The sequence below is a fragment of the Undibacterium sp. SXout7W genome, from assembly GCF_049339385.1.
Lineage (GTDB): Bacteria > Pseudomonadota > Gammaproteobacteria > Burkholderiales > Burkholderiaceae_D > Undibacterium.
The window spans coordinates 141,667-164,933 of record NZ_JBMPPF010000009.1 but is presented as its reverse complement, the minus strand read 5'-3'; the positions used below and the strand labels follow the sequence as shown (position 1 = coordinate 164,933).

Genomic DNA, 23,267 nt, shown 5'->3' with positions numbered 1-23,267 from the left:
GGTGATAACGTCTCTATCACAGTAAAACTGATCAACCCGATCGCGATGGAAGAAGGTCTCCGTTTTGCGATTCGTGAAGGTGGTCGTACTGTTGGTGCGGGTGTCGTTGCTAAAATTATCGAGTAATTTTTAATCGATTAAATCGCATTTTGTAGTACACTAGTCGGCTGCCATGTTTTTAAGCATGGCAGCCGACTTTTTTAGTATTCGCTCTTTGTAAATTTGCCACACTCATTGAGATGTTGGCTCGCTCTTTATAGGAATGGTTATGTCTACACAAAATCAAAAAATCCGTATCCGCTTGAAAGCATTTGACTACAAGCTGATCGATCAATCTGCACTCGAAATCGTTGAGACAGCAAAGCGCACTGGCGCAGTTGTTAAGGGCCCGGTTCCACTGCCAACACGTATCCAGCGTTTCGACGTTCTGCGTTCCCCGCACGTGAACAAAACTTCCCGTGATCAGTTTGAAATCCGTACGCATCAGCGTTTGATGGACATCGTTGATCCAACAGATAAAACTGTTGACGCATTGATGAAGCTCGATCTGCCTGCTGGTGTTGATGTAGAAATCAAATTGCAGTAATTCCTAATGGCCTTTCATTAAAAAATCTGAAAACTGCGAAAATCTGACATACCACAAATTTTCGATTTTTCAAATATTTTTGCTTGTGAATAAAAAAATCGCGGGCTATAATGGAAGGCTTAAATGTAGGTCAGCTTCGGCTGGCCTGTTCGTTTAAGTTTTTTAAACATCAGCCTCACCCAATCGTAGGTGAGAATGGAGAAAATAATGAGCTTGGGCCTAGTTGGTCGCAAGGTTGGCATGATGCGTATCTTTACTGATGACGGGGATTCAATTCCAGTTACAGTATTGGATGTGTCCAACAACCGCGTGACGCAAGTCAAAACTCCTGAAACAGATGGTTACTCTGCTGTTCAGGTTACTTTCGGTCAGCGCCGTGCATCCCGTGTAACTAAAGCGGCTGCCGGTCACCTCGCAAAAGCAGGTGTTGAAGCTGGTACTGTATTAAAAGAATTCCGTGTTGATGCTGCTAAAGCTGCTGAGCTGAAGGCTGGCGATGTTGTGCCTGTCGGTTTGTTCGAAGCTGGTCAAAAAGTGGATGTGCAGGGTGTGACAATTGGTAAGGGCTATGCCGGTACCATCAAGCGTCATCACTTCGCTTCTGGTCGCGCTACTCACGGTAACTCCCGTTCGCATAATGTTCCAGGTTCTATCGGTATGGCGCAGGATCCAGGTCGCGTTTTCCCTGGTAAGCGCATGACTGGTCATCTGGGTGATGCTACGCGTACTGTGCAAAATCTGGAAATCGCTCGTATTGATGCTGATCGTCAGTTGTTGCTGGTGAAGGGTGCCGTGCCTGGCGCGAAAAATGGTCAGGTGATTGTATCTCCTGCTGTTAAAGTTAAAGCTAAGAAGGGAGCCTAATCCATGGAACTGAAGCTCCTAAACGAACAAGGTCAAGCAGCAGCAAATGTTGCAGCACCTGACACTATCTTTGCTCGTGATTACAACGAAGCTTTGATTCATCAAGTTGTCGTTGCATTCCAGGCGAATGCACGTAGTGGTAATCGTAAGCAAAAAGATCGTGAAGAAGTTCACCACACAACCAAAAAGCCATGGCGCCAAAAAGGCACTGGCCGTGCACGTGCTGGTATGTCTTCTTCTCCACTGTGGCGCGGAGGTGGTCGTATATTCCCGAACACGCCAGATGAAAACTTCTCTCATAAAGTTAATAAGAAGATGTATCGCGCAGGTATCTGCTCGATTCTGTCTCAATTGGCTCGTGAAGATCGTTTGCAAGTGGTTGAAAATGTTGCTGTTGATGCGCCTAAGACAAAACTCTTGTCTGAAAAACTCAAAGCATTGGGTTGCCTGGATTCCGTTTTGATCATCACTGATGAATTCAACGAAAATCTGATGTTGGCAGCGCGTAACCTGGCAAACGTATTGGTTGTTGAGCCACGTTATGCCGATCCAGTTTCTTTGGTGTTCTACAAGAAAGTGTTGATCACTAAGCCAGCACTGGCAAAGATTGAGGAGATGCTGGCATGAGCGCACAAGTCAAAATTAGCGAAGAACGCCTGATGAAGGTGTTGCTGGCTCCTGTGATTTCTGAAAAAGCAACAATGGTTGCTGAAAAGAATGAGCAAGTGGTTTTCCTGGTGATGCCAGATGCAACCAAGCCAGAAATCAAAGCTGCCGTCGAATTGCTGTTTAAAGTACAAGTTGAATCTGTACAAGTAGCAAATCGCCAAGGTAAACAAAAACGTACCGGTAAATTTAATGGCCGCCGCAATCATACAAGACGTGCTTTTGTATGCTTGAAGCCAGGTCAGGAAATTAACTTCACTGAGGGGGCATAAGCATGGCACTCGTTAAGATGAAGCCAACCTCACCAGGTCGTCGTGGTATGGTGAAGGTAGTGACAGAAGGCCTGTTTAAAGGTCGTCCGTTCGCTGCTTTGTTGGAAAAAAAATCAAAAACTGCTGGCCGTAATAATAACGGTCATATCACTACCCGTCATATCGGTGGTGGTCATAAACAGCATTACCGTATTGTTGACTTCAAGCGCAACAAAGATGGTATCCCTGCAAAAGTAGAACGTATTGAATACGATCCTAACCGTACAGCGCACATTGCTTTGTTGTGCTATGCCGACGGTGAACGTGCATACATCATTGCTCCTAAAGGCGTTGCAGCTGGCGATCAATTGATGAATGGCTCTCAGGCTCCGATCAAAGCAGGTAACTGTTTGCCTATCCGTAATATCCCTGTCGGTACAACTATGCACTGCGTAGAAATGTTGCCAGGTAAGGGTGCACAGATTGCACGTACAGCTGGTGCTGGCGTTGTATTGATGGCACGTGAAGGTACTTACGCTCAGGTTCGTCTGCGCTCCGGCGAAGTTCGCCGCATTCATATCGAATGCCGTGCAACTGTTGGTGAAGTTGGTAACGGTGAACACAATCTGCGTAAGATTGGTAAAGCTGGTGCTATGCGTTGGCGTGGTGTTCGTCCTACCGTTCGCGGTGTGGTCATGAACCCGATCGATCACCCGCACGGTGGTGGTGAAGGTAGAACAGCAGCTGGTCGTCATCCAGTATCTCCATGGGGTCAACAGACCAAGGGTAAGAAGACACGTCGCAACAAGCGTACTACTTCGATGATCGTCTCACGCCGTGGTAAGAAATAAGGGATAACACATGACACGTTCATTGAAAAAAGGGCCGTTCTGCGACGCCCATCTGGTGAAGAAAGTCGAAGCTGCGCAAGCAACTAAAGACAAAAAGCCAATCAAAACTTGGTCCCGTCGTTCGACAATTATGCCGGACTTCATCGGTTTGACCATTGCGGTTCATAACGGCAAGCAACACGTGCCAGTTTATGTTTCCGAAAACATGGTTGGTCATAAGCTCGGCGAATTTGCGCTGACCCGTACGTTCAAGGGTCACGCTGCCGATAAAAAGGCTAAGAAATAAGGACCGATGATGGAAACTAAAGCAACTCTTCGCGGTGTGCGTCTGTCTGAGCAAAAAGGTCGCCTGGTGGCAGATCTGATCCGCGGTAAAAAAGTAGATCAGGCATTGAATATCCTGGCTTTCAGCCCTAAAAAAGGTGCTGCAATCATTAAGAAGGTGTTGGAGTCTGCAATTGCAAACGCCGAACATAACGATGGTGCAGATATCGATGAGCTGAAAGTAAAGACTATCTATGTCGAAAAAGGTGCGATTCTGAAGCGTTTCACAGCACGCGCTAAAGGTCGTGGTGATCGTATCTCTAAACAATCCTGTCACATCTACGTGACTGTTGGTAACTAAGGAGTCACGATGGGACAGAAGATACATCCAACCGGTTTTCGTCTGGCAGTAACGCGTAACTGGTCTTCTCGCTGGTATGCTGGCAATGGTAACTTTGCCACTATGCTCGGTGAAGATCTGAAAGTACGCGAGTACCTGAAGAAAAAACTGAAAAACGCATCTGTAGGCCGCATCGTTATTGAGCGTCCTGCGAAAAACGCCCGTATTACTATTTATAGCTCCCGTCCAGGTGTTGTAATCGGTAAAAAAGGCGAAGATATCGAAGTTCTGAAAGCGGATTTGTCGAAGATGATGGGCGTGCCAGTTCACGTCAACATCGAAGAAATTCGCAAGCCAGAAATCGATGCGCAATTGATCGCTGATTCGATTGCTCAACAGCTCGAAAAACGTATTATGTTCCGTCGCGCGATGAAACGTGCGATGCAAAATGCAATGCGTTTGGGTGCTCAAGGCATTAAGATCATGTCCGGTGGTCGTTTGAACGGTATCGAAATCGCACGTAAAGAATGGTATCGCGAAGGCCGCGTGCCTCTGCATACACTGCGCGCTGATATCGACTATGGCTTCGGCGAAGCATCCACAACTTACGGTATTATTGGCGTTAAAGTGTGGGTCTACAAAGGTGATCGTTTGGCAAATGGCGATGCGCCTGTTATTGAATCGACTCCGGAAGACGACAAAAAACGTCGTGGCCCACGTCGTGACGATGGCAAGCCAAATAGCCGTCCACGTGCTAAGCGTCCTGAAGGACAAAATACAACTGGCGCAGCAGCACCAGCTAAGCGTGTACGCGCAAAAGCTGATGCAGCGCCAGCTGAGAAAGCAGGAGAATAATCATGCTGCAACCAGCACGCAGAAAATATCGCAAGGAACAGAAAGGCCGTAACAAGGGTATCTCGCATACTCGTGGTACAGCAGTTTCCTTCGGTGAGTTTGGCTTGAAAGCGGTTGGCCGTGGTCGTATCACAGCGCGTCAGATTGAAGCTGCGCGTCGTGCAATGACACGTCACATCAAGCGTGGCGGCCGTATCTGGATCCGTATTTTCCCAGATAAGCCAATTTCCCAGAAACCTGCAGAAGTTCGTATGGGTAATGGTAAAGGTAATCCTGAGTACTATGTTGCCGAGATTCAGCCAGGCAAGATGTTGTATGAAATGGATGGTGTCGATGAAGCGCTGGCACGCGAAGCGTTCCGCTTAGCTGCAGCTAAATTGCCGCTGATGACAACATTTGTCGTCCGTCAAGTCGGCACTTAAAAGGGAGTTGTAAATGAAAGTATCTGAACTCCAAGGTAAAGATCAAGCGGGTTTGACTAAAGAACTAAATGATCTGTTGAAGGCACAATTCAGCCTGCGCATGCAAATTGCAACGCAGCAACTGACTAATACTTCTCAGTTGAAAAAAGTTCGTCGTGACATCGCACGTGTAAAAACTGTCATGAATCAGAAGGATGCCAAATAATGAACGATCAAGTTAAAGTCGCATTGAAGCGCACATTGATTGGCAAAGTTGTCTCTGACAAGATGAACAAAACCGTCACAGTGGTTGTTGAGCGTCACGTCAAGCATCCTTTGTATGGCAAGATCATCGTTCGCAGTGCAAAATATCACGCGCATGATGAAGCGAACCAAGCAAAAGAAGGCGACACAGTTGAGATTCAAGAAGGTCGTCCGATTTCCAAGACAAAAGCTTGGACAGTCACACGTGTGATTCAAGTAGCACAAGTTGTATAAATTTATTGCGCAAATAGTTTTTTAGTGTAATAATGATGGGCTGTCATTTGCAAAGTATGTGAATGACAGCCTAAATGTCTTTCGCAGCACCCTCTCGTTGTGAAAGTGGTTAAAAAATCGTCCACCTAATCAGTTGGCTCGTGCATTGTGGGTTGTGTAGGAGTTTGCTGGCAGGACCAAGACTGACTACAAACTTGCATTGTGTAAGTTGTGTGGATTAAGTTGGGAAAGAGAACATTATGATTCAAACAGAAAGCCGGCTGGAAGTGGCTGACAATACTGGTGCACGCGAAGTTTTGTGTATTAAGGTGTTGGGCGGTTCCAAGCGTCGTTATGCGGGTATCGGTGATGTAATTAAAGTCACTGTGAAGTCTGCTGCTCCTCGCGGTCGCGTAAAAAAAGGTGAAATTTACAACGCTGTAGTTGTGAGAACAGCTAAAGGTGTTCGTCGTCAGGATGGCTCGTTGGTCAAATTTGACGGTAACGCTGCAGTATTATTGAATGCAAAGCTTGAGCCTATCGGCACTCGTATTTTCGGCCCAGTGACGCGTGAGTTGCGTACTGAGCGTTTTATGAAAATCGTGTCTCTGGCTCCAGAAGTGCTGTAAGGGGTCGTGATGAATAAAATTCGTAAAAACGACGAAGTCATCGTCTTGACGGGTAAAGACAAAGGTAAGCGTGGTCAGGTGCAAAATTGCATCGATAACGATTACGTAGTTGTTGCAGGTATTAATGTTGCTAAAAAAGCAGTTAAGCCTAACCCAATGACTGGCGCAGTTGGTGGCATCGTGGATAAATTGATGCCGATTCATGTGTCGAATGTTGCATTGTTTAATGCGACGTCTGGCAAAGCAGACCGTGTAGGCTTCAAGGTCGTGGATGGTAAGAAAGTCCGCGTCTATAAGTCGACTGGCGAAGTTGTGAAGGCATAACATCATGGCCCGTCTACAAGCATTATATAAAGAAAAAATCGTTGGCGATCTGACTGAAAAGTACGCTTATAAGTCAAGTATGGAAGTGCCGCGCATCTTGAAAATCACCCTGAATATGGGTTTGTCTGAAGCAGTTGCAGATAAAAAGATTATTGAGCATGCAGTTGGTGATCTGACTAAAATCGCTGGTCAAAAGCCAGTGGTGACTAAAGCTCGCAAAGCGATCGCAGGTTTTAAAATCCGTGAAGGCTATCCAATTGGTTGTATGGTGACTTTGCGTGGCGCTCAGATGTATGAATTCCTGGATCGTTTCATTACAGTGGCTCTGCCACGTGTACGCGACTTCCGTGGTGTTTCTGGTCGTGCGTTTGATGGTCGTGGTAACTACAATATCGGCGTCAAGGAACAGATTATTTTCCCTGAAATCGAATACGACAAGATCGACGCATTGCGTGGTATGAATATCAGTATCACGACAACCGCAAAGACCGACGAAGAAGCGAAAGCACTCCTCGCCGCATTTAAATTTCCGTTCAGAAACTGAGGTCGCCATGGCAAAATTGGCACTGATTAATCGTGAGCAAAAGCGTGCAGATCTGGTGAAGAAATTCGCTGGCAAACGCGCTGAATTGAAGGCCATCGTTGATGACCAATCAAAGACTGAAGAAGAGCGTTATATTGCTCGCCTGAAGTTGCAAGCTTTGCCACGTAATTCTAATCCGACCCGCCAGCGTAATCGTTGCGCTTTGACAGGTCGCCCACGTGGCACATTCCGTAAATTCGGTTTGGGCCGTATTAAACTCCGTGAAGTCGCCATGCGTGGTGAAATTCCGGGTATGACTAAAGCCAGCTGGTAATAGGAGAATAAGCAATGAGTATGAGCGATCCTATCGCCGATATGCTGACCCGCATTCGTAACGCACAAGTTGTTCAAAAAACTGTGGTCGCGATGCCGTCTTCTAAAGTAAAGATTGCAATTGCAAACGTACTTAAAGACGAAGGTTACATTGAAGATTTCGCAGTTTTAGAAACTGCAGGTAAGTCCGAATTAAAAATCGGCTTGAAATATTACGCAGGACGTCCTGTTATTGAGCGCTTGGAGCGTGTTTCACGCCCTGGTCTCCGTATTTACAAAGGTAAAGACGAGATCCCAAGTGTGATGAACGGTTTGGGCGTGGCCATCGTGTCCACACCAAAAGGCGTCATGACTGACCGCAAAGCACGCGCAACCGGTGTCGGTGGCGAAGTTATTTGCTACGTCGCCTAAGGAGTGAAAGATGTCTCGAGTAGGTAAGATGCCAATCGCTTTGCCGGCCGGTGCAGAAGTTGCAATTTCAGCAGAGCAGATTACAGTAAAAGGTCCTATGGGCGTATTGTCACAAAGTCTGAATGGCTTGGTGGCAGTTGCGAACAACAATGGCACTTTGAGTTTTTCTCCAGCCAATGATGGTCGTGAAGCTAATGCAATGACAGGCACTTTGCGTGCACTCGTCAATAATATGGTGAACGGCGTTACAAAAGGCTTTGAGAGAAAACTCACTTTGGTCGGCGTTGGTTACAAAGCGCAAGCTCAAGGTGACAAATTGAATTTGTCTTTAGGTTTTTCACATCCAGTTGTACATCAAATGCCAGAAGGTGTTTCCTGTACTACGCCAACACCTACTGAAATCCTGATTAAAGGGGTTAATAAGCAAAAAGTAGGTCAAGTGGCAGCTGAAGTCCGTGCATACCGCAGCCCAGAGCCGTACAAAGGCAAGGGTGTCCGTTATGCGGACGAAGTGGTTGTGATTAAAGAAACCAAGAAGAAGTAATAGGGGTTGACGATGGACAAGAAACAATCACGTCTGCGCCGCGCACGTCAAACCCGTGCCAAGATCGCAGAACTCAAAGTGAACCGCCTGGCCGTGCATCGCACCAACCTGCACATCTATGCAAACATCATTGGCCCAGACGCCAAAGTGTTGGCATCAGCTTCTACCGTCGAGGCAGAAGTGCGTGCAGAGTTGGCTGGCAAATCGGGTGCTGGTGGCAACACCACAGCCGCGACTTTGATCGGCAAGCGTGTAGCAGAGAAGGCAATCAAAGCAGGGGTTACCGAAGTTGCGTTTGACCGCTCCGGTTTCCGTTACCATGGCCGCATCAAGGCGCTTGCAGAAGCTGCCCGCGAAGCTGGCCTGAAGTTCTAAGGAAAATTTGTCATGGCAAAAATGCAAGCAAAAACAGCAGCCGACAAGCCGGATGATGGCATGCGCGAAAAAATGATCGCGATCAACCGTGTAACCAAAGTGGTTAAGGGTGGTCGTATCATGGGTTTCGCTGCGCTGACAGTCGTAGGTGACGGCGATGGCCGTATCGGTATGGGCAAAGGAAAGTCGAAAGAAGTTCCTGTTGCCGTACAAAAAGCGATGGAAGAAGCACGTCGTAAGATGATCAAAGTGACACTGAAAGACGGTACTTTGCAACATACCGTTACAGGTAAGCACGGCGCATCTTCCGTCATGATTTCTCCGGCGAAAAAAGGTACTGGCGTTATCGCTGGTGGTCCAATGCGCGCGATTTTTGAAGTAATGGGTATTGAAAACGTTGTGGCTAAGTCCAACGGTTCCACTAATCCTTACAACATGGTTCGTGCGACTTTGAATGGTCTGGCTAAGATGAGTACTCCATCTGAAATCGCTGCAAAGCGTGGCAAGACCGTTGAAGAAATCCTCGGTTAAGGAGAGCGCGATGACTACTAAGACAGTTAAAGTGCAACTGGTCAAAGGTCTGATCGGCACACGTCAGGATCACCGTGCTACCGTACGTGGTCTGGGCTTGCGTCGTGTTAATTCAGTTTCTGAATTGCAAGACACGCCAGCAGTACGCGGCATGATCAACAAAGTCTCGTATCTTGTGAAGGTTGTAGCGTAAGTCGTCAGACTTATGTTCGGAGCAAATTATGGAATTGAATAACATCCAACCTGCTGATGGCGCAAAACACTACAAACGTCGTGTTGGTCGTGGTATCGGTTCAGGTTTAGGTAAGACAGCGGGTCGCGGCCATAAAGGTCAAAAATCCCGTTCCGGCGGCTTTCATAAAGTCGGTTTCGAAGGCGGTCAGATGCCTCTGCAACGTCGTTTGCCAAAACGCGGCTTTAAGTCGATGGCAACACCGTTTAAAGCAGAAGTACGCTTGACAGATCTGGAAAACCTGCCAGTGACTGAAATTGATATTTTAGCTTTGAAACAAGCTGGTGTCGTTTCTGAGCTCGCACGTGTAGTTCGTGTGATCTTGTCTGGTGCTATCTCCAAAAAAGTTACTTTGAACGGCTTGATCGTCACTAAAGGCGCTAAAGCTGCAATCGAAGCTGCTGGCGGTACGATCGCTTAATTCAGTGTAGACACCGGAGCAATAATTGGCAACATCTCCACAACAAGCTAAAAGTGCAGCAAGCGGATTCCCTTGGGGGCGACTCTGGTTTTTGCTCGCAGCACTGGTTGTCTACAGGATTGGTGCGCATGTACCTGTTCCTGGGATAGATCCAACTGCATTAGCGGACTTGTTTAAGCAGAACCAAGGCGGTATTTTGGGTATGTTTAATATGTTCTCTGGTGGTGCATTATCACGGTTTACCGTGTTTGCACTTGGTATCATGCCGTATATTTCGGCATCGATCATTATGCAGTTGATGTCAATTGTCTCTCCGCAATTGGAAGCGCTGAAGAAAGAAGGCGAATCTGGTCGCAGGAAAATAACTCAGTACACTCGTTACGGCACATTGCTATTGGCGACTTTGCAAGCTTATTTTATTGCATTCGGATTAGAGGCTCAGCCTGGATTAGTAATTGATCCAGGCATGGCATTCCGTTTTACCACAGTCGTTACCTTGGTTACTGGAACGATGTTTTTAATGTGGTTAGGTGAGCAGATTACAGAGCGTGGTCTTGGTAATGGAATTTCTATTATCATCTTTGCTGGTATCGCTGCTGGTTTGCCTAATGCATTGGGTAGTTTGTTTGAGTTGGTTCGCACCGGATCGATGCACCCAGCTTCTGTATTGCTGATTTGTGTCATTGCTGCTGGCGTGACGTTTATGGTTGTGTTCATCGAGCGCGGCCAGCGTAAAATTCTAGTGAATTATGCGAAGCGTCAGGTTGGTAACAAAATTTACGGTGGGCAAAGTAGTCATTTGCCTTTGAAGTTGAATATGGCGGGCGTAATACCTCCTATCTTTGCTTCTTCTATTATTTTGTTTCCGGCTACGATTACGAGTTGGTTTACTAAAGGTGCCGAGTCTTCAACAAGTGGTTTTATCACTTTTTTGAAAGATCTGGCTGCGTCAATGGCGCCAGGTGAGCCGATTCATGCGTTGCTGTATGCTGCTGCGATTATTTTCTTCTGCTTTTTTTATACTGCACTTGTATTTAATAGTAAAGAAACAGCAGATAATTTGAAGAAAAGCGGTGCGTTTGTTCCAGGGATTCGTCCAGGTGATCAAACTGCGCGCTATATCGACAAAATTTTGATGCGATTAACTTTGGCTGGCGCGGTCTACATCACACTAGTATGTTTGTTGCCTGAATTTTTGATTGCCAAATGGAAAGTACCATTTTATTTCGGTGGAACGTCTCTGCTGATTATTGTGGTCGTGACCATGGATTTTATGGCTCAAGTTCAGAACTATGTGATGTCTCAGCAGTATGAATCGCTTCTTCGTAAAGCAAATTTCAAGGGCGGGATTCCTTCGCGGTAATTGCCTGAAGGAACAGCAGATCGAATGGCAAAAGACGACGTTATACAGATGCAGGGCGAGATTCTTGAGAATCTTCCGAATGCAACATTTCGAGTTAAGTTGGAAAACGGGCATGTTGTACTAGGCCATATTTCCGGGAAGATGCGAATGAACTATATTCGCATTCTTCCAGGTGATAAGGTGACAGTGGAATTGACGCCTTATGATTTGAGCCGGGCGCGAATAGTGTTCCGTACCAAGTAAATTAAAAGTGAACAAGAAGGGAAGAGGGCAAAAATGAAAGTTCTCGCATCAGTTAAGCGGATCTGCCGCAACTGCAAAATCATCAAGCGCAAAGGTGTTGTTCGTGTTATTTGCACAGAACCACGCCATAAACAGCGCCAAGGTTAATTTAACGTTATTGAACGAGGAATAACGAATGGCACGTATCGCAGGGGTTAATATCCCAAATCATCAGCATACCGTAATCGGCTTAACAGCTATCTATGGTATTGGCCGTCCACGCTCACAGAAAATCTGTGAAGCAACAGGTGTTTTGACTAATAAAAAAGTCAAGGATCTGGATGACAACGAACTCGAAAAGCTTCGCGACGAAATCGGTAAATTTATCGTCGAAGGTGACTTGCGTCGTGAACTGTCCATGAACATCAAACGTTTGATGGACTTGGGTTGCTACCGTGGTCTCCGTCATCGTAAAGGCTTGCCTTGCCGTGGCCAGCGTACACGCACTAATGCGCGTACTCGCAAGGGTCCACGTAAAGCAGCGCAATCTTTGAAGAAATAATCCAGGCTAGCCCGGATCCAAGGAAAACATTATGGCAAAAGCTCAAAATAACGCTGCAGCAGCACGTGCGCGTAAGAAAGTTAAAAAGAACGTTGCAGAAGGTATCGCTCACGTTCACGCTTCTTTCAACAACACCATCATCACGATCACTGATCGTCAAGGCAATGCGTTGTCTTGGGCAACTGCCGGTGGTGCTGGCTTCAAAGGCTCTCGTAAGTCTACTCCGTTTGCAGCGCAGGTTGCAGCAGAGGCAGCTGGTAAAGTTGCAGTTGAATGCGGTATCAAAAATCTGGAAGTTCGCATCAAAGGCCCAGGCCCAGGTCGTGAATCTTCAGTGCGCGCTTTGAACAATCTGGGTATCAAAATTTCCCTGATTCAAGACGTTACTCCAGTTCCGCATAACGGTTGTCGCCCTCCAAAGCGTCGTCGTATCTAAGCTGGTACTAAGCTGCTTGTTTAAGCATCTTAGCTAAGCAGACTAATATCTGCTAGCATTCTTTCGAATTTTTCGTTAGAATGCAGACCCGCCATTTCGTTGGCGGGTTTTGTGTTGTGGAAATTTTAGAAATTACAAAGGGTTTACCTTTGTTGTTAAGACCACCGTTTGATCGCAGGTAGGTCAGACTAGCGCAATAAATACATCATTGCGTCATTTACAAGGAAAATATCGTGGCACGTTATATCGGACCAAAAGCAAAACTTTCCCGCCGTGAAGGCACGGATCTGTTCCTGAAAAGCGCACGTCGCTCTCTGGACTCCAAATGCAAACTGGACGCAAAACCAGGTCAACATGGTCGCACTTCTGGTGCTCGTACCTCTGATTTCGGTAATCAATTGCGTGAAAAGCAAAAAGTTAAACGTATGTACGGCGTTTTGGAACGTCAGTTCCGCCGCTACTTCGCTGAAGCTGACCGTCAAAAAGGCAATACAGGCGAAACACTGTTGAAATTGCTGGAATCCCGTCTGGACAACGTTGCATACCGTATGGGCTTCGGTTCCACACGCGCAGAAGCACGTCAGTTGGTGAGCCATAAAGCATTCACAGTTAACGGTATCGTTGTGAATATCGCTTCCTACCAGGTTAAATCTGGTGATGTGATCGCTGTTCGTGAAAAAGCTAAAAAACAAGTTCGTATCGCTGAAGCGCTGTCATTGGCAGAGCAATCCGGTATGCCTTCTTGGGTAGCTGTTGATGCGAAAAAACTGGAAGGTACTTTCAAGTCCATGCCAGATCGTAGTGACATCGCTCACGATGTCAACGAATCTCTGATCGTTGAATTGTATTCTCGTTAATATTAAGTTTCACGGCCTGCCTGTTTTACGACAGGCAGGCTTTTTCTTTAATGCCGTCAGCCTTATCGGTGTAACGAGCCGAGGGTATTGAAAAGGACATTCATGCAAAACAATCTGTTAAAGCCACGTATTATTGATGTGGAAATGTTGGGTGCTGGTCACGCTAAAGTAACGATGGAACCGTTTGAACGCGGTTATGGACATACGCTGGGTAATGCTTTGCGTCGTGTTCTGTTGTCGACAATGACTGGTTACGCACCAACTGAAGTGACTATCGCTGGTGTGGTTCACGAGTATTCTTCTCTTGATGGTGTTCAGGAAGACGTTGTTGATATTCTGTTGAACTTGAAAGGCGTTGTTTTCAAGTTGCATAATCGTGAAGAAGTCACTTTGACATTGAAAAAAGATGGCGAAGGCGCTGTACTGGCTTCTGACATCGATTTGCCGCATGACGTAGAACTGATTAACCCAGATCACGTTATCGCTAATCTGACAGCCGGCGGTAAGCTCGACATGCAGATCAAAGTAGAGAAAGGCCGTGGCTATGTGCCAGGTAACGTTCGTCGCTTGTCTGAAGATGCGAATAAAACTATTGGTCGTATGATACTGGATGCGTCTTTTTCTCCAGTACGTCGTGTTTCTTACGCTGTGGAATCTGCCCGCGTTGAACAACGTACTGATCTGGATAAACTGGTTATTAATATTGAGACCAATGGCGTGATCTCTCCTGAAGAAGCGATTCGTCAATCCGCTCGCGTGCTGGTTGATCAATTGAATGTCTTCGCCGCTCTGGAAGGTACTGAAGCCGCTGCTGAAGCGCCATCCCGCGCACCTGCAGTTGATCCTGTCCTGTTGCGTCCAGTTGATGATCTGGAATTGACAGTCCGTTCAGCAAACTGCCTGAAAGCAGAAAACATTTACTACATTGGCGATCTGATCCAGCGTAGCGAAAACGAACTGTTGAAGACGCCAAATCTGGGCCGCAAGTCTTTGAACGAAATCAAAGAAGTTCTGGCATCCCGTGGCTTGTCTTTGGGCATGAAGTTGGAAAACTGGCCACCAGCTGGCTTGGAAAAATAATTTGTATCCTCGGGCAGCATTGCTGCCCGAATTTAATCGTAGTACCGACCGGCCCGCGCTGATGAGTCTCAATAATGAGCAACTTTAGCGATAGAAGAGCTGGCTTTTTTAAAACTTGAAAGGAATTACCATGCGTCATCGTCACGGCTTACGTAAGCTGAATCGTACATCTTCCCACCGTTTAGCAATGTTGCGCAACATGACAGTTTCCCTGTTGCGTCACGAAGCAATCAAAACAACTTTGCCAAAAGCGAAAGAACTGCGCCGCGTTATCGAGCCGATTCTGACTTTGGGTAAAACGGATACATTGGCGAACAAGCGTTTGGCTTTCTCCCGTTTGCGTGATCGCGAAATGGTTGTTAAGTTGTTCGCTGAATTGGGCCCACGTTACGCAAATCGTAACGGCGGCTACCTGCGTATCCTGAAAATGGGTTTCCGCGTTGGTGATAATGCTCCTATGGCGTATGTTGAACTGCTGGATCGTCCAGAAGTCACTGACATCGCTGATGCTCCAGAAGCAGAATAAATACTGACAGGACTCCAGGGTTCTGACAAAAAGCCGTTCAGTTTGACTGAGCGGCTTTTTTTATGCCTATGTTGTCCATTTTTGGCGCGTATTAACGCCCTCGACACGCTTTTCGAGCATGAAACAGGTAGCCTTGTTAGAATGCGCCACTATGGATAAAAAGATGAATTCACTGTTGCTTGTCATGACTCATTGCCCCGATCAGGCATCTGCTGTGGCAATCGCAGAAAAAATATTGCATGCAAAGTTGGCTGCGTGTGTGAACGTCTTGCCTGAGATACGGTCTCTGTACACATGGAATGGTCAGCAGGAAGATCAATCAGAAATTCCATTGCAGATCAAAACCTGTGTTGCGGCTTATTCTGCGTTACAGGCATTGATTACTGAACATCATCCTTATGATGTGCCAGAAATTATTGCTGTTCCGGTAGTGCATGCATCCGAGGCCTATGCCAAGTGGGTTCAACAAGAAACAACAGGATATTAAAGATGATGCTTCGTTATCTCATTTCAAACAGATCCCAGTATTTGCCGCGTGTGATGCTGCAGATGATGGTGTTGCTGGCTATTTTTTTCGGCCACAGTATGGTCAAGGCTGACGATTTTCTCGATCCGGAAATCGCATTCACGGCTGCTGCAAAAATCTCTGCACCAGGCACGGTTGAGGTGACGCTGACCATCGCTGATGGCTATTATTTATACCGTGAACGTCTGAAGTTCACGTCGGATGATGCCAAGTTGGGTGAGCCAGTTTTGCCTAAGGGTAAAGTGAAATTTGATGAAACTTTTCAAAAGGAAGTCGAAACCTATCGCCATTCTTTAGTCGTGACGATTCCTGTTCAGGCAGCTGGAGATTTCACACTGAAGGTGGGGCGTCAAGGGTGTGCTGACCAGGGATTGTGTTATCCGCCTATGGAAAGCAGTTTTAAGCTGTCAATGTCTTCTGATGCAACCGTCACCGGAGGTAAGCCAGCTATTGTCAATGGCGAGATTTCGCAGGCAGGTGATGCATCGCAAACCACGTCGGACAACAGTATCAGTGCGGCATTGAAAAGTGGCAAGTTAGTGGTGATTTTTCCCTTGTTTTTTATTCTTGGCCTCGGCTTGTCACTGACTCCGTGCGTCTTGCCTATGGTGCCGATTCTGTCATTTATTATTGTCGGTGAAGGTGCTGGCGTCAGCCGTTTACGTGGGTTTTTATTGTCAATAGCGTATGTTCTTGGAATGTCTTTGGTGTATACCGGGATGGGAATTGCGGCTGGTCTGGCGGGCGAAGGCTTGGCGGCAACATTACAAAATCCTTGGGTACTCGGTGCATTTTCTTTGTTAATGGTGGCATTGGCACTATCGATGTTTAATGTGTATCAGTTGCAGATGCCGGCAGCATTGCAGACGCGTTTGACGCAGGTGTCTGAAGGTCAGCGCGACAGCCGGATGGGAAAGTTGTTTGGTGTTTTTTTGATGGGAGCGATTTCTGCGCTCATCGTCGGTCCTTGTGTCACCGGACCTTTGCTCGGGGCGCTGGTGTACATTAGTCAGACGCGGGATGTATTTGTTGGCGGTGCTGCGATGTTTGCTATCGCGATAGGAATGGGAGTGCCTTTGCTGTTGTTGGGCGTGTCAGCAGGTAGCTTATTGCCTCGTGCGGGTATCTGGATGGAGAACATCAAACGGTTCTTTGGTGTATTGATGCTGGCGATGGCTTTATGGATGATTTCTCCGGTGATTCCTGTTGCCTTACAAATGGCAGGATGGGCATTGTTATTGATCGGGTATGCTGCCTATCAGTTATTTTTTCATCGCTCCGGAATGCCAGGAAAGGCGCTGGCTATTTTGTTTGCCCTGTTGGGTCTGGCGCAATTAGTTGGCGTCAGCACAGGCGGCCGTGATGTGTATGCACCGCTGGCACATTTGTACGGCAAGCAGAGTCATGCAGTCCAGTTCACCCGTGTGCGTACTGTGGCAGAGCTGGAGTCAGCACTGGCGCAGAATAAGGGGAAAACAGCCATGCTCGACTTTTATGCGGACTGGTGTGTCTCTTGCAAAGAAATGGAGAAGCTGACATTTACAGATGCCAGAGTGCAGGAGAAAATGAATACCATGCTGTTGCTGCAGGTGGACGTCACAGCAAACAACGCTGACGACAAGGCCTTATTGAAACGCTTTCATTTATTTGGGCCGCCCGGCATTATTTTCTTTGACAAGCAGTCACAAGAACTGAGCAATCGGGTTGTTGGCTATCAGAATGCGGATACATTTTTGGAGTCTCTGACGCGTGTCACTGCGCCATAGGATCTGAGCGTATTACCCTCTCATTGGCTGAACAGCCAAACGGCATATTGATTCGTCGGCATGGTTGTTTATTTGCTCATTGCCACCATCAGCTTAGTCAATTTCCAGCATTCAGTAAAAACGCCCGTCAATGCAGTACGGGCGTTTTTTATGTTACCTGCTGGGCGTGATATGTTCTGCGTAATCGTAGAGCGCGCCCAGAATCTCTTCCTGTTGCTCATCAGCAGATTCAGAGAATTGGTCAATCCGTTCAAAAAACTGTTCTACCGTCAGAGCGTTGGCTTGACCTTCGTGCAATCGGGCTGCGCGATGATGTTCCCATCTGTTCTGCTCTTGTTCACTGAGCGTCTCTGGGAAGTTGCGGGCGCGGTAGCGGAACACCAGTTCTGGCAAACGTGCATCCTGAAATACGGGCGACGCCTGAGCTAATTGCGCTGGCGTCATTTGCCGTAAGTCGTTCAACAAGCGCTTGTCGCCAGCGCCGATAAACCCACCATATAAATCCTCATCCACGTCCAGTACTGCTGGCGCCCCACGATCAAAGACTTGCCGCCAGGTAGCTGACATATCGGGTGCCGTTGCAGCAATGGCGGCATGTGCCTGTATCTGCTCCATGTCAATTTGCCATTGTGCGGCCAGCGCAGGAGTCAGAGTTTTCAGATTGCTGATCACCATAGGTGATTTGTTGATATGGATGGTTTTGATCGGAAGGCGACGGATGCCTTCCGGTAAATCCGCAATTTTGCTGAACATGCGTTGCTGTATGGTGGCAGCATCGAGTTCCCAGAGTTCGGCGGGATTGTCACGTAAATCCCAGGCAATGATCTCGTTTTTATTCTGAGGATGTACCGCCAGAGGCCACATGACGCTGAGGCAACCATATTCGACCGGAATCATGCCGGAAATGTGTAAAAACGGTTTGTCCAGCGCATGACCAATTTCATCCATCACGCGGTCTTTTTTGCGTAAGCCCAGGCAGAATTCAAATAATCGGGGTTGTTGTTGGCGTATCAGTCGCGCCAGCGCAATGGTGGCGCGCACGTCGGACAGTGCATCATGTGCGGCATCATGAGCGAGATGATTGGCGGCACTCAGATGTTCCAGTTTAAAGCTGACTTTGCCATCGTCATTGCGTGGCCATTGTATGCCCTCCGGGCGTAAAGCATAGGCAGTACGGACGACATCCAGAATATCCCAGCGACCACAGTTATTTTGCCATTCTCTGGCATAGGGATCGATCAGGTTGCGCCAGAACAGAAAGCGCGTGATTTCATCATCAAAACGAATGGTGTTGTATCCAACGCCGATGGTTCCGCTTTGCGAAAATGCCGCTTCTATCTGCGCTGCAAACTGATATTCCGGAATGCCGCGTTGCAGACAGGTTTGTGGCGTGATGCCGGTAATCAGGCAGGATTGCGGATCGGGTAAAAAATCAGGAGCAGGCTGACAATACAGCATCATTGCTTCCCCTATTTCATTGAGTTCAGCGTCGGTGCGGATGGCGGCAAATTGCGCGGGTCTGTCGCGTCTGGCTTGCGCCCCGAAGGTTTCGTAATCGTGCCAGAGGAAGCTGTAATCTTGCATGAAGTGCGATCTGATTAAATGGATGAAAAGAGGGAGTATTTTTTATAGTGCGTTATTTTATGGTGGCAATCAGTTTAAAATTGCATATACTCCACCAGAGTATCTTATGAATCGAAGCGCGAGCGCGAACGTTCTTCGAGGTATTGCTTGCTGCGGAAATACAGCAATAGCAACACGACCAGAATGCCCATGCCTGCCATGGTTATCCAGAAGCCGGCGCTATTTTTGAGTAATGGCATGACTTCAAAGTTCATGCCAAAAATACCGGTAATCAGCGTCAGCGGCATAAATAGTGCGGTGATGACGGTCAGTGTGCGCATAATTTCGCTCGTACGGTGTGCCATGGCTGCAAAGTGGATTTGTACCGCGGATTCCAGTGATGCTTCCAGACGACGGGCGTGATTCAAGACGCGGCTGATATGTTCCATCACATCATTGGTGCGCACCAGCAGCAAATCTTTTGCCCGGCTGTTGCCGTCATGATTATCGACGATATGATCCCGCAGCTCCTGAATCGCATCCCGCTGTTCCTCGCACAGATTATCGAGCTTACGTAGCTCCAGACGCGAATCCAGTAGTGCCATCCAGTTGTTGAACGGGCGGCGAGGATCGAGCAGCGCGTGTTGCCAGCGGTCTAGTTGTTGCGTCAACGGATGGCGTAATTCCAGATATTGATCAACCATCGCGTTCAGCAAACGCAGCATCAGCTCTTCGGGCGATGTCGGCAAACGTGCGCCGTGTGTGTTGCTGTCGGGTTTCTGTTTGTAATCCAGCAGCCGATGCCTTGCCAGATCGACGGTGCGGCTGTGCTGGGGGCGCACGGTCACCAACACGTTTTGCATCAGCAAAAACGAAATAGGAGAAGTCGTCAGTTTGTTCAATGCAGCCGGGATTTTACGTTTAGGTTCAGATTTGGGGGCAGGGACAGCGTCGCTCAGCGTGAGCTTACGAAACACCACCATTTCGTAATCCTGTGTCGCGTCGAAATACGAAGGATGCGATAAATTGGTAATGTCTTTTAAATGCAGATCATATACTTGCGTTCCACTGAGTGCTTCAATCTGATCACGCCAGACTTCTGGCGCCGCACTGACTTCATCGTGAGTGGCATCGAGCCAGAGAAAACCGGCGGCTGTCGCAATATCTGGTGCTGGCTGTTGATTAAGGGTGACCTGCGTGTCGGTGATGTAGAAAATATCCATGCTATCAGGCTTGCCGTGTACTTGAATCGATTGTGGATAGTGGGAGGCGCATATGGCTATTGCTGAAACTCTCCAGCTGACGCCCGGTGATATTCAGATGTTGCCATAGACTGCAAGATGCTTTTGAATACTTTTGAATACGACTGACGCCTTGATGTGTTACAGGATGCTTATATCGGGGCTCTCTAAACTGAACGATTGCCATATTCATCAAGGCACTTCAGGTGAATCAAGACGACTCCATTTGATCCAAGGCAGCGGTTTTTATCGTCAATGCATCAGTTCATGAAACAATGAGTCAATGAGTCAATAAATAAGTTCCTCAGACAAGCAATGTACTTGCTGTACATTGCTTGCTACCTAACATGAAGTGATCACTCAGACTCAGTTGGTGTGTTTCAGCAACCGTGCCACATCGCGTGCAAAGTAGGTCAGGATGCCATCCGCGCCAGCGCGTTTGAATGCCAGCATGGATTCCATCATGGTTTTATTGTGATCCAGCCAGCCGTTTTGTGCCGCTGCCTTGATCATCGCGTATTCGCCGCTGACTTGATAGGCAAATGTCGGAACTTTGAATTCATCTTTGACCCGGCGGACAATATCCAGATACGGCATGCCCGGTTTCACCATGACCATATCGGCACCTTCTGCCAGATCGAGCGCCACTTCGCGCAAGGCTTCATCGCTGTTGGCTGGGTCCATCTGATAACTGGCTTTGTCGCTCTTGCCCAGATTCGTCGCAGAACCAACCGCATCACGGAAGGGGCCGTAAAAGGCGGAGGCATATTTGGCCGAATAAGCCATGATGCGTGTGTGAATAAAATGATTGCTTTCGAGTGCATGGCGAATGGCGCCGATACGCCCGTCCATCATATCGCTAGGCGCAACAATGTCTGCTCCCGCCTGAGCGTGTGTCAAAGCCTGACGTACCAGCATTTCGGTGGTCTCATCATTGAGAACATAGCCGTCTGCGTTGAGCAAACCATCTTGCCCGTGGCTGGTGTAAGGATCAAGCGCGATATCAGTCAGAATGCCGAGCTCGGGGAAGCGTTCTTTCAGCTCACGGATAGCGCGTGGAATCAAACCATGCGGATTGGTGGCTTCAATGCCATCAGGTGTTTTTAATCCAGGATTGATCGCCGGAAATAGCGCCATGACAGGAATACCGAGTGCCACGCAATCTTCCGCCACGCCCAGCAATACATCGACCGACACCCGCTCTACTCCGGGCATAGAGGCAACTTTTTCACGTTGGCCAACACCGTCAATTACAAAGACCGGATATATCAGATCTGCGGCAGTGACAATATTTTCACGCATCAGCGCGCGGGAGAAAACATCTTTACGCATGCGGCGCATGCGGATAGCTGGGAACATGGCAGGTTTTGTGTAGGACATGATGAGATAAATGTGACAGATGAGTGAGGCGACGTGAGAATACCGATATCTTATTACAGAGATGATGACAGAGCTTGATGCTGAGCATTGAAAATGCAGACTTGCATATATTCAGGTCATACATTTCTTGCTGTGTGTCGATCGTGTACTTATCGTAGGTGGTGTGTCTTTCTGGTAGTTCAATATGGCACATTGCTGTCACCTGAGCGGCAATGAAAAATCATTTCCGCGTCTGATTCAGTCATTTGCCACAGGCTTGTCATGGTCCGGTTCTGCATCTGACGTGATGGAATCGGCTTCGTCAACGATCATCTCTGGTTCCCGATCAAGGCCAAGCAAGTGTTGAACTGCTGCATCAGCTTCCTCAATGCCTGTTCGTTTCAGTGCTGAAAACAGTTGGATGGTGAACGGGAACATCGCACCTTCATCATCGACATAGCTTTCCAGCAGCGTCTTGGCCTGGCGCAAGGCATTGGCGGATTCATTCCGGTTCAGCTTGTCTGCTTTGGTCAGTATGCAATGGATAGGACGTCCGGTCGGAGCAAACCATTCCAGCATCTGAATATCAAGATCGGTAAAAGGGCGACGTGCATCCATGATCAGCACGAGTGCTGCGAGTTGTGTACGGCGCTGAACATAGGCACCGAGCAACTGATTCCAGTGGTCTTTCGCAGCGCCCGGAACTTCGGCATAGCCATAACCCGGCAAATCGACCAGTAATGCGCGGATTTCATCGACACGTGTTTCATCTTTGCGATGTTGGCCAACATGGGCACCGCCGATCGAAAAATAATTAATATGTTGCGTGCGGCCAGGGGTTTTTGACGCAAAACAAAGCTTCTTTTGATTACATAGGGTATTAATGGCAGTGGATTTGCCTGCATTGGAACGGCCGGCAAATGCGATTTCCGGAACGTGGGTACGCGGCAGATCACGTAAATGATTTACCGTAGTAAAGAAGCGGGCTTGCCAGAGGATAGACATAGAGGAAAGGAAAAATTGAAAAATGCAACAGTCAGCGTTAAAAACGCCCGAAAGCTATTGTACAATAAGGGGTTAGGTAATGGGCAGCTGTAACACATGCCTTACTACCACGGTTTTTGCAATCACCATGATGTGCATCAACCTAGCAGCTATGCGTCGCCTATCGGGCAGATTTCTATTATTTAGTCTCAGGGTGTTTGAATGAACCGTGCTTTCTTACCGTTTTTGAAATCCATCAGCGTCGCAATTCTGGCGGTGTCCTCTCTTGCTTCTGTTGCATACGCGAATGAAGAAGCTAAACCTGCAAAAGCAGATCCTGCAAAAGGCGAGGCTCTTTATACGAATGGTGATGCCGCACGCGGAATTGTCGCCTGTGCCTCCTGCCATGGTGCTGCTGGTAACTCAACGATTACCGTCAATCCTAAACTGGCTGCGCAACATGAAGCTTATATCAATAAACAGCTGACAGATTTCACTGGTGCTGACCGGAATAATCCCGTGATGACGACATTCGCTAAAGCGATGACACCAGAAGACATGAAAAACCTCGCGGCTTATTTGTCTGCACAAAAATCCAAGCCAGGTTCAGCAAAAAATAAAGATATCGTGCAATTGGGTAAGCAGATTTACCGTGGTGGCATTGCAGAGAAAAATGTTCCGGCATGTGCAGGTTGCCATAGCCCGAATGGTGCAGGTATCCCAGCTCAGTTCCCACGTATCGCAGGTCAGCATCAGGACTACACCATCGCTCAGCTGACAAATTTCCGTACAGGTGCGCGTAAAAACAGTGCGCAGATGGTCGCTATCTCCAAAAAAATGTCGGATGATGAAATGAAAGCGGTTGCTGACTACGTGGCCGGCTTGAAATAATCGGTTTCTGGCA

At 47.7% G+C, this 23,267-nt stretch carries 36 protein-coding genes and 1 pseudogene; 33 read left to right on the top strand and 4 right to left on the bottom strand.

The genetic code is table 11. The features are described 5' to 3' along the window. The 32 genes and pseudogenes from tuf to dsbD all read left to right on the top strand — a co-directional run. A pseudogene (gene tuf, locus ACO0LB_RS11005) lies at positions 1 to 126 on the top strand (elongation factor Tu); the annotation flags it as partial. A 142-nt stretch (positions 127 to 268) separates the two neighbouring features. After that, positions 269 to 586, top strand: coding sequence for a 30S ribosomal protein S10 (gene rpsJ, locus ACO0LB_RS11000; protein ID WP_110255911.1), 318 nt, complete (start codon positions 269 to 271; stop codon positions 584 to 586). A 207-nt stretch (positions 587 to 793) separates the two neighbouring features. Further along, positions 794 to 1,450, top strand: coding sequence for a 50S ribosomal protein L3 (gene rplC, locus ACO0LB_RS10995; RefSeq protein WP_423049132.1), 657 nt, complete (start codon positions 794 to 796; stop codon positions 1,448 to 1,450). A 3-nt stretch (positions 1,451 to 1,453) separates the two neighbouring features. Continuing rightward, positions 1,454 to 2,077, top strand: coding sequence for a 50S ribosomal protein L4 (rplD, locus tag ACO0LB_RS10990; protein ID WP_423049131.1), 624 nt, complete (start codon positions 1,454 to 1,456; stop codon positions 2,075 to 2,077). Continuing rightward, positions 2,074 to 2,388 carry a 50S ribosomal protein L23 gene (rplW, locus tag ACO0LB_RS10985; protein WP_110255914.1) on the top strand — a complete coding sequence of 105 codons (315 nt, stop codon included), beginning with the start codon at positions 2,074 to 2,076 and terminating at the stop codon, positions 2,386 to 2,388. The genes rplD and rplW overlap by 4 nt, the downstream gene beginning before the upstream one ends. A 2-nt stretch (positions 2,389 to 2,390) precedes the next feature. Further along, positions 2,391 to 3,218, top strand: coding sequence for a 50S ribosomal protein L2 (gene rplB, locus ACO0LB_RS10980; RefSeq protein WP_423049130.1), 828 nt, complete (start codon positions 2,391 to 2,393; stop codon positions 3,216 to 3,218). 10 nt (positions 3,219 to 3,228) lie between these two features. Next, on the top strand, positions 3,229 to 3,504 hold the full coding sequence (rpsS, locus tag ACO0LB_RS10975) for a 30S ribosomal protein S19 (RefSeq protein ID WP_007875308.1): 276 nt from the start codon (positions 3,229 to 3,231) through the stop codon (positions 3,502 to 3,504). A 6-nt stretch (positions 3,505 to 3,510) separates the two neighbouring features. After that, positions 3,511 to 3,843 (top strand): 50S ribosomal protein L22, encoded by a 333-nt coding sequence (rplV, locus tag ACO0LB_RS10970; RefSeq protein WP_176804281.1) that lies wholly within the window; start codon positions 3,511 to 3,513, stop codon positions 3,841 to 3,843. 9 nt (positions 3,844 to 3,852) lie between these two features. Next, entirely contained in the window at positions 3,853 to 4,677 is an 825-nt protein-coding gene (gene rpsC, locus ACO0LB_RS10965) for a 30S ribosomal protein S3 (protein WP_423049129.1), read from the top strand. A gap of 2 nt (positions 4,678 to 4,679) precedes the next feature. Further along, positions 4,680 to 5,099 (top strand): 50S ribosomal protein L16, encoded by a 420-nt coding sequence (gene rplP, locus ACO0LB_RS10960; RefSeq protein ID WP_423049128.1) that lies wholly within the window; start codon positions 4,680 to 4,682, stop codon positions 5,097 to 5,099. A gap of 13 nt (positions 5,100 to 5,112) precedes the next feature. After that, a complete protein-coding gene (gene rpmC, locus ACO0LB_RS10955; protein ID WP_423049127.1) occupies positions 5,113 to 5,304 on the top strand; it encodes a 50S ribosomal protein L29 in 192 nt (63 codons plus the stop codon). Beyond that, a complete protein-coding gene (gene rpsQ, locus ACO0LB_RS10950; protein WP_423049126.1) occupies positions 5,304 to 5,576 on the top strand; it encodes a 30S ribosomal protein S17 in 273 nt (90 codons plus the stop codon). Before rpmC ends, rpsQ begins: the two co-directional genes overlap by 1 nt. A 239-nt stretch (positions 5,577 to 5,815) precedes the next feature. Next, the gene (rplN, locus tag ACO0LB_RS10945) at positions 5,816 to 6,184 is read left to right on the top strand and encodes a 50S ribosomal protein L14 (RefSeq protein ID WP_006464924.1); all 369 of its coding nucleotides are present in this window, start codon (positions 5,816 to 5,818) and stop codon (positions 6,182 to 6,184) included. Positions 6,185 to 6,193: 9 nt separating this feature from the next. Next, entirely contained in the window at positions 6,194 to 6,508 is a 315-nt protein-coding gene (rplX, locus tag ACO0LB_RS10940; RefSeq protein ID WP_423049125.1) for a 50S ribosomal protein L24, read from the top strand. Between the two features lie 4 nt (positions 6,509 to 6,512). After that, entirely contained in the window at positions 6,513 to 7,052 is a 540-nt protein-coding gene (gene rplE, locus ACO0LB_RS10935) for a 50S ribosomal protein L5 (protein WP_423049124.1), read from the top strand. Positions 7,053 to 7,059: 7 nt separating this feature from the next. After that, positions 7,060 to 7,365: a 30S ribosomal protein S14 gene (rpsN, locus tag ACO0LB_RS10930; protein WP_423049123.1), complete on the top strand. Its 306-nt coding sequence runs from the start codon at positions 7,060 to 7,062 to the stop codon at positions 7,363 to 7,365. Positions 7,366 to 7,379: 14 nt separating this feature from the next. Continuing rightward, positions 7,380 to 7,775, top strand: coding sequence for a 30S ribosomal protein S8 (gene rpsH, locus ACO0LB_RS10925; RefSeq protein ID WP_186911219.1), 396 nt, complete (start codon positions 7,380 to 7,382; stop codon positions 7,773 to 7,775). Positions 7,776 to 7,785: 10 nt separating this feature from the next. Next, the gene (gene rplF / locus ACO0LB_RS10920) at positions 7,786 to 8,319 is read left to right on the top strand and encodes a 50S ribosomal protein L6 (RefSeq protein ID WP_423049122.1); all 534 of its coding nucleotides are present in this window, start codon (positions 7,786 to 7,788) and stop codon (positions 8,317 to 8,319) included. Positions 8,320 to 8,331: 12 nt separating this feature from the next. Continuing rightward, positions 8,332 to 8,694: a 50S ribosomal protein L18 gene (rplR, locus tag ACO0LB_RS10915; RefSeq protein ID WP_186884637.1), complete on the top strand. Its 363-nt coding sequence runs from the start codon at positions 8,332 to 8,334 to the stop codon at positions 8,692 to 8,694. A 12-nt stretch (positions 8,695 to 8,706) separates the two neighbouring features. Beyond that, positions 8,707 to 9,225, top strand: coding sequence for a 30S ribosomal protein S5 (gene rpsE / locus ACO0LB_RS10910; RefSeq protein ID WP_186882656.1), 519 nt, complete (start codon positions 8,707 to 8,709; stop codon positions 9,223 to 9,225). Positions 9,226 to 9,235: 10 nt separating this feature from the next. Beyond that, complete coding sequence (gene rpmD, locus ACO0LB_RS10905; protein ID WP_162021771.1) at positions 9,236 to 9,418, top strand: 50S ribosomal protein L30; 183 nt, start codon at positions 9,236 to 9,238, stop codon at positions 9,416 to 9,418. 28 nt (positions 9,419 to 9,446) lie between these two features. Continuing rightward, positions 9,447 to 9,878 carry a 50S ribosomal protein L15 gene (gene rplO, locus ACO0LB_RS10900; protein ID WP_423049121.1) on the top strand — a complete coding sequence of 144 codons (432 nt, stop codon included), beginning with the start codon at positions 9,447 to 9,449 and terminating at the stop codon, positions 9,876 to 9,878. Between the two features lie 25 nt (positions 9,879 to 9,903). Next, a complete protein-coding gene (gene secY, locus ACO0LB_RS10895) occupies positions 9,904 to 11,241 on the top strand; it encodes a preprotein translocase subunit SecY (protein ID WP_423049120.1) in 1,338 nt (445 codons plus the stop codon). A 24-nt stretch (positions 11,242 to 11,265) separates the two neighbouring features. After that, on the top strand, positions 11,266 to 11,484 hold the full coding sequence (gene infA / locus ACO0LB_RS10890; RefSeq protein ID WP_005663428.1) for a translation initiation factor IF-1: 219 nt from the start codon (positions 11,266 to 11,268) through the stop codon (positions 11,482 to 11,484). A 33-nt stretch (positions 11,485 to 11,517) separates the two neighbouring features. After that, positions 11,518 to 11,631 carry a 50S ribosomal protein L36 gene (gene rpmJ, locus ACO0LB_RS10885; RefSeq protein WP_014004415.1) on the top strand — a complete coding sequence of 38 codons (114 nt, stop codon included), beginning with the start codon at positions 11,518 to 11,520 and terminating at the stop codon, positions 11,629 to 11,631. Between the two features lie 28 nt (positions 11,632 to 11,659). Continuing rightward, complete coding sequence (gene rpsM / locus ACO0LB_RS10880; protein ID WP_186884641.1) at positions 11,660 to 12,025, top strand: 30S ribosomal protein S13; 366 nt, start codon at positions 11,660 to 11,662, stop codon at positions 12,023 to 12,025. A 31-nt stretch (positions 12,026 to 12,056) separates the two neighbouring features. Then, a complete protein-coding gene (rpsK, locus tag ACO0LB_RS10875; RefSeq protein WP_110255932.1) occupies positions 12,057 to 12,461 on the top strand; it encodes a 30S ribosomal protein S11 in 405 nt (134 codons plus the stop codon). Between the two features lie 233 nt (positions 12,462 to 12,694). Further along, positions 12,695 to 13,318 carry a 30S ribosomal protein S4 gene (gene rpsD / locus ACO0LB_RS10870; protein ID WP_423049119.1) on the top strand — a complete coding sequence of 208 codons (624 nt, stop codon included), beginning with the start codon at positions 12,695 to 12,697 and terminating at the stop codon, positions 13,316 to 13,318. Between the two features lie 102 nt (positions 13,319 to 13,420). Beyond that, positions 13,421 to 14,398, top strand: coding sequence for a DNA-directed RNA polymerase subunit alpha (locus tag ACO0LB_RS10865; protein WP_423001165.1), 978 nt, complete (start codon positions 13,421 to 13,423; stop codon positions 14,396 to 14,398). A 130-nt stretch (positions 14,399 to 14,528) separates the two neighbouring features. Then, the gene (gene rplQ / locus ACO0LB_RS10860) at positions 14,529 to 14,924 is read left to right on the top strand and encodes a 50S ribosomal protein L17 (RefSeq protein WP_423049118.1); all 396 of its coding nucleotides are present in this window, start codon (positions 14,529 to 14,531) and stop codon (positions 14,922 to 14,924) included. 163 nt (positions 14,925 to 15,087) lie between these two features. Further along, positions 15,088 to 15,411, top strand: coding sequence for a divalent-cation tolerance protein CutA (gene cutA, locus ACO0LB_RS10855; RefSeq protein WP_423049117.1), 324 nt, complete (start codon positions 15,088 to 15,090; stop codon positions 15,409 to 15,411). Between the two features lie 2 nt (positions 15,412 to 15,413). Continuing rightward, complete coding sequence (gene dsbD, locus ACO0LB_RS10850; protein WP_423049116.1) at positions 15,414 to 17,216, top strand: protein-disulfide reductase DsbD; 1,803 nt, start codon at positions 15,414 to 15,416, stop codon at positions 17,214 to 17,216. Between the two features lie 153 nt (positions 17,217 to 17,369). On the opposite strand, the gene sbcB is transcribed toward dsbD, so the two are convergent. From sbcB to yihA, 4 genes are all read right to left on the bottom strand, one after another. After that, positions 17,370 to 18,800 (bottom strand): exodeoxyribonuclease I, encoded by a 1,431-nt coding sequence (gene sbcB / locus ACO0LB_RS10845; protein WP_423049115.1) that lies wholly within the window; start codon positions 18,798 to 18,800, stop codon positions 17,370 to 17,372. Between the two features lie 104 nt (positions 18,801 to 18,904). Continuing rightward, positions 18,905 to 20,002: a magnesium transporter CorA family protein gene (locus tag ACO0LB_RS10840; protein ID WP_423049114.1), complete on the bottom strand. Its 1,098-nt coding sequence runs from the start codon at positions 20,000 to 20,002 to the stop codon at positions 18,905 to 18,907. Between the two features lie 384 nt (positions 20,003 to 20,386). After that, on the bottom strand, positions 20,387 to 21,400 hold the full coding sequence (gene hemB / locus ACO0LB_RS10835) for a porphobilinogen synthase (RefSeq protein WP_423049113.1): 1,014 nt from the start codon (positions 21,398 to 21,400) through the stop codon (positions 20,387 to 20,389). 237 nt (positions 21,401 to 21,637) lie between these two features. Further along, positions 21,638 to 22,384, bottom strand: coding sequence for a ribosome biogenesis GTP-binding protein YihA/YsxC (yihA, locus tag ACO0LB_RS10830; RefSeq protein WP_423049112.1), 747 nt, complete (start codon positions 22,382 to 22,384; stop codon positions 21,638 to 21,640). A gap of 201 nt (positions 22,385 to 22,585) precedes the next feature. Between yihA and ACO0LB_RS10825 the strand changes: the two genes are divergently transcribed. Beyond that, a complete protein-coding gene (locus ACO0LB_RS10825; protein ID WP_423049111.1) occupies positions 22,586 to 23,254 on the top strand; it encodes a c-type cytochrome in 669 nt (222 codons plus the stop codon). The last annotated feature ends 13 nt before the right edge of the window (positions 23,255 to 23,267 follow it).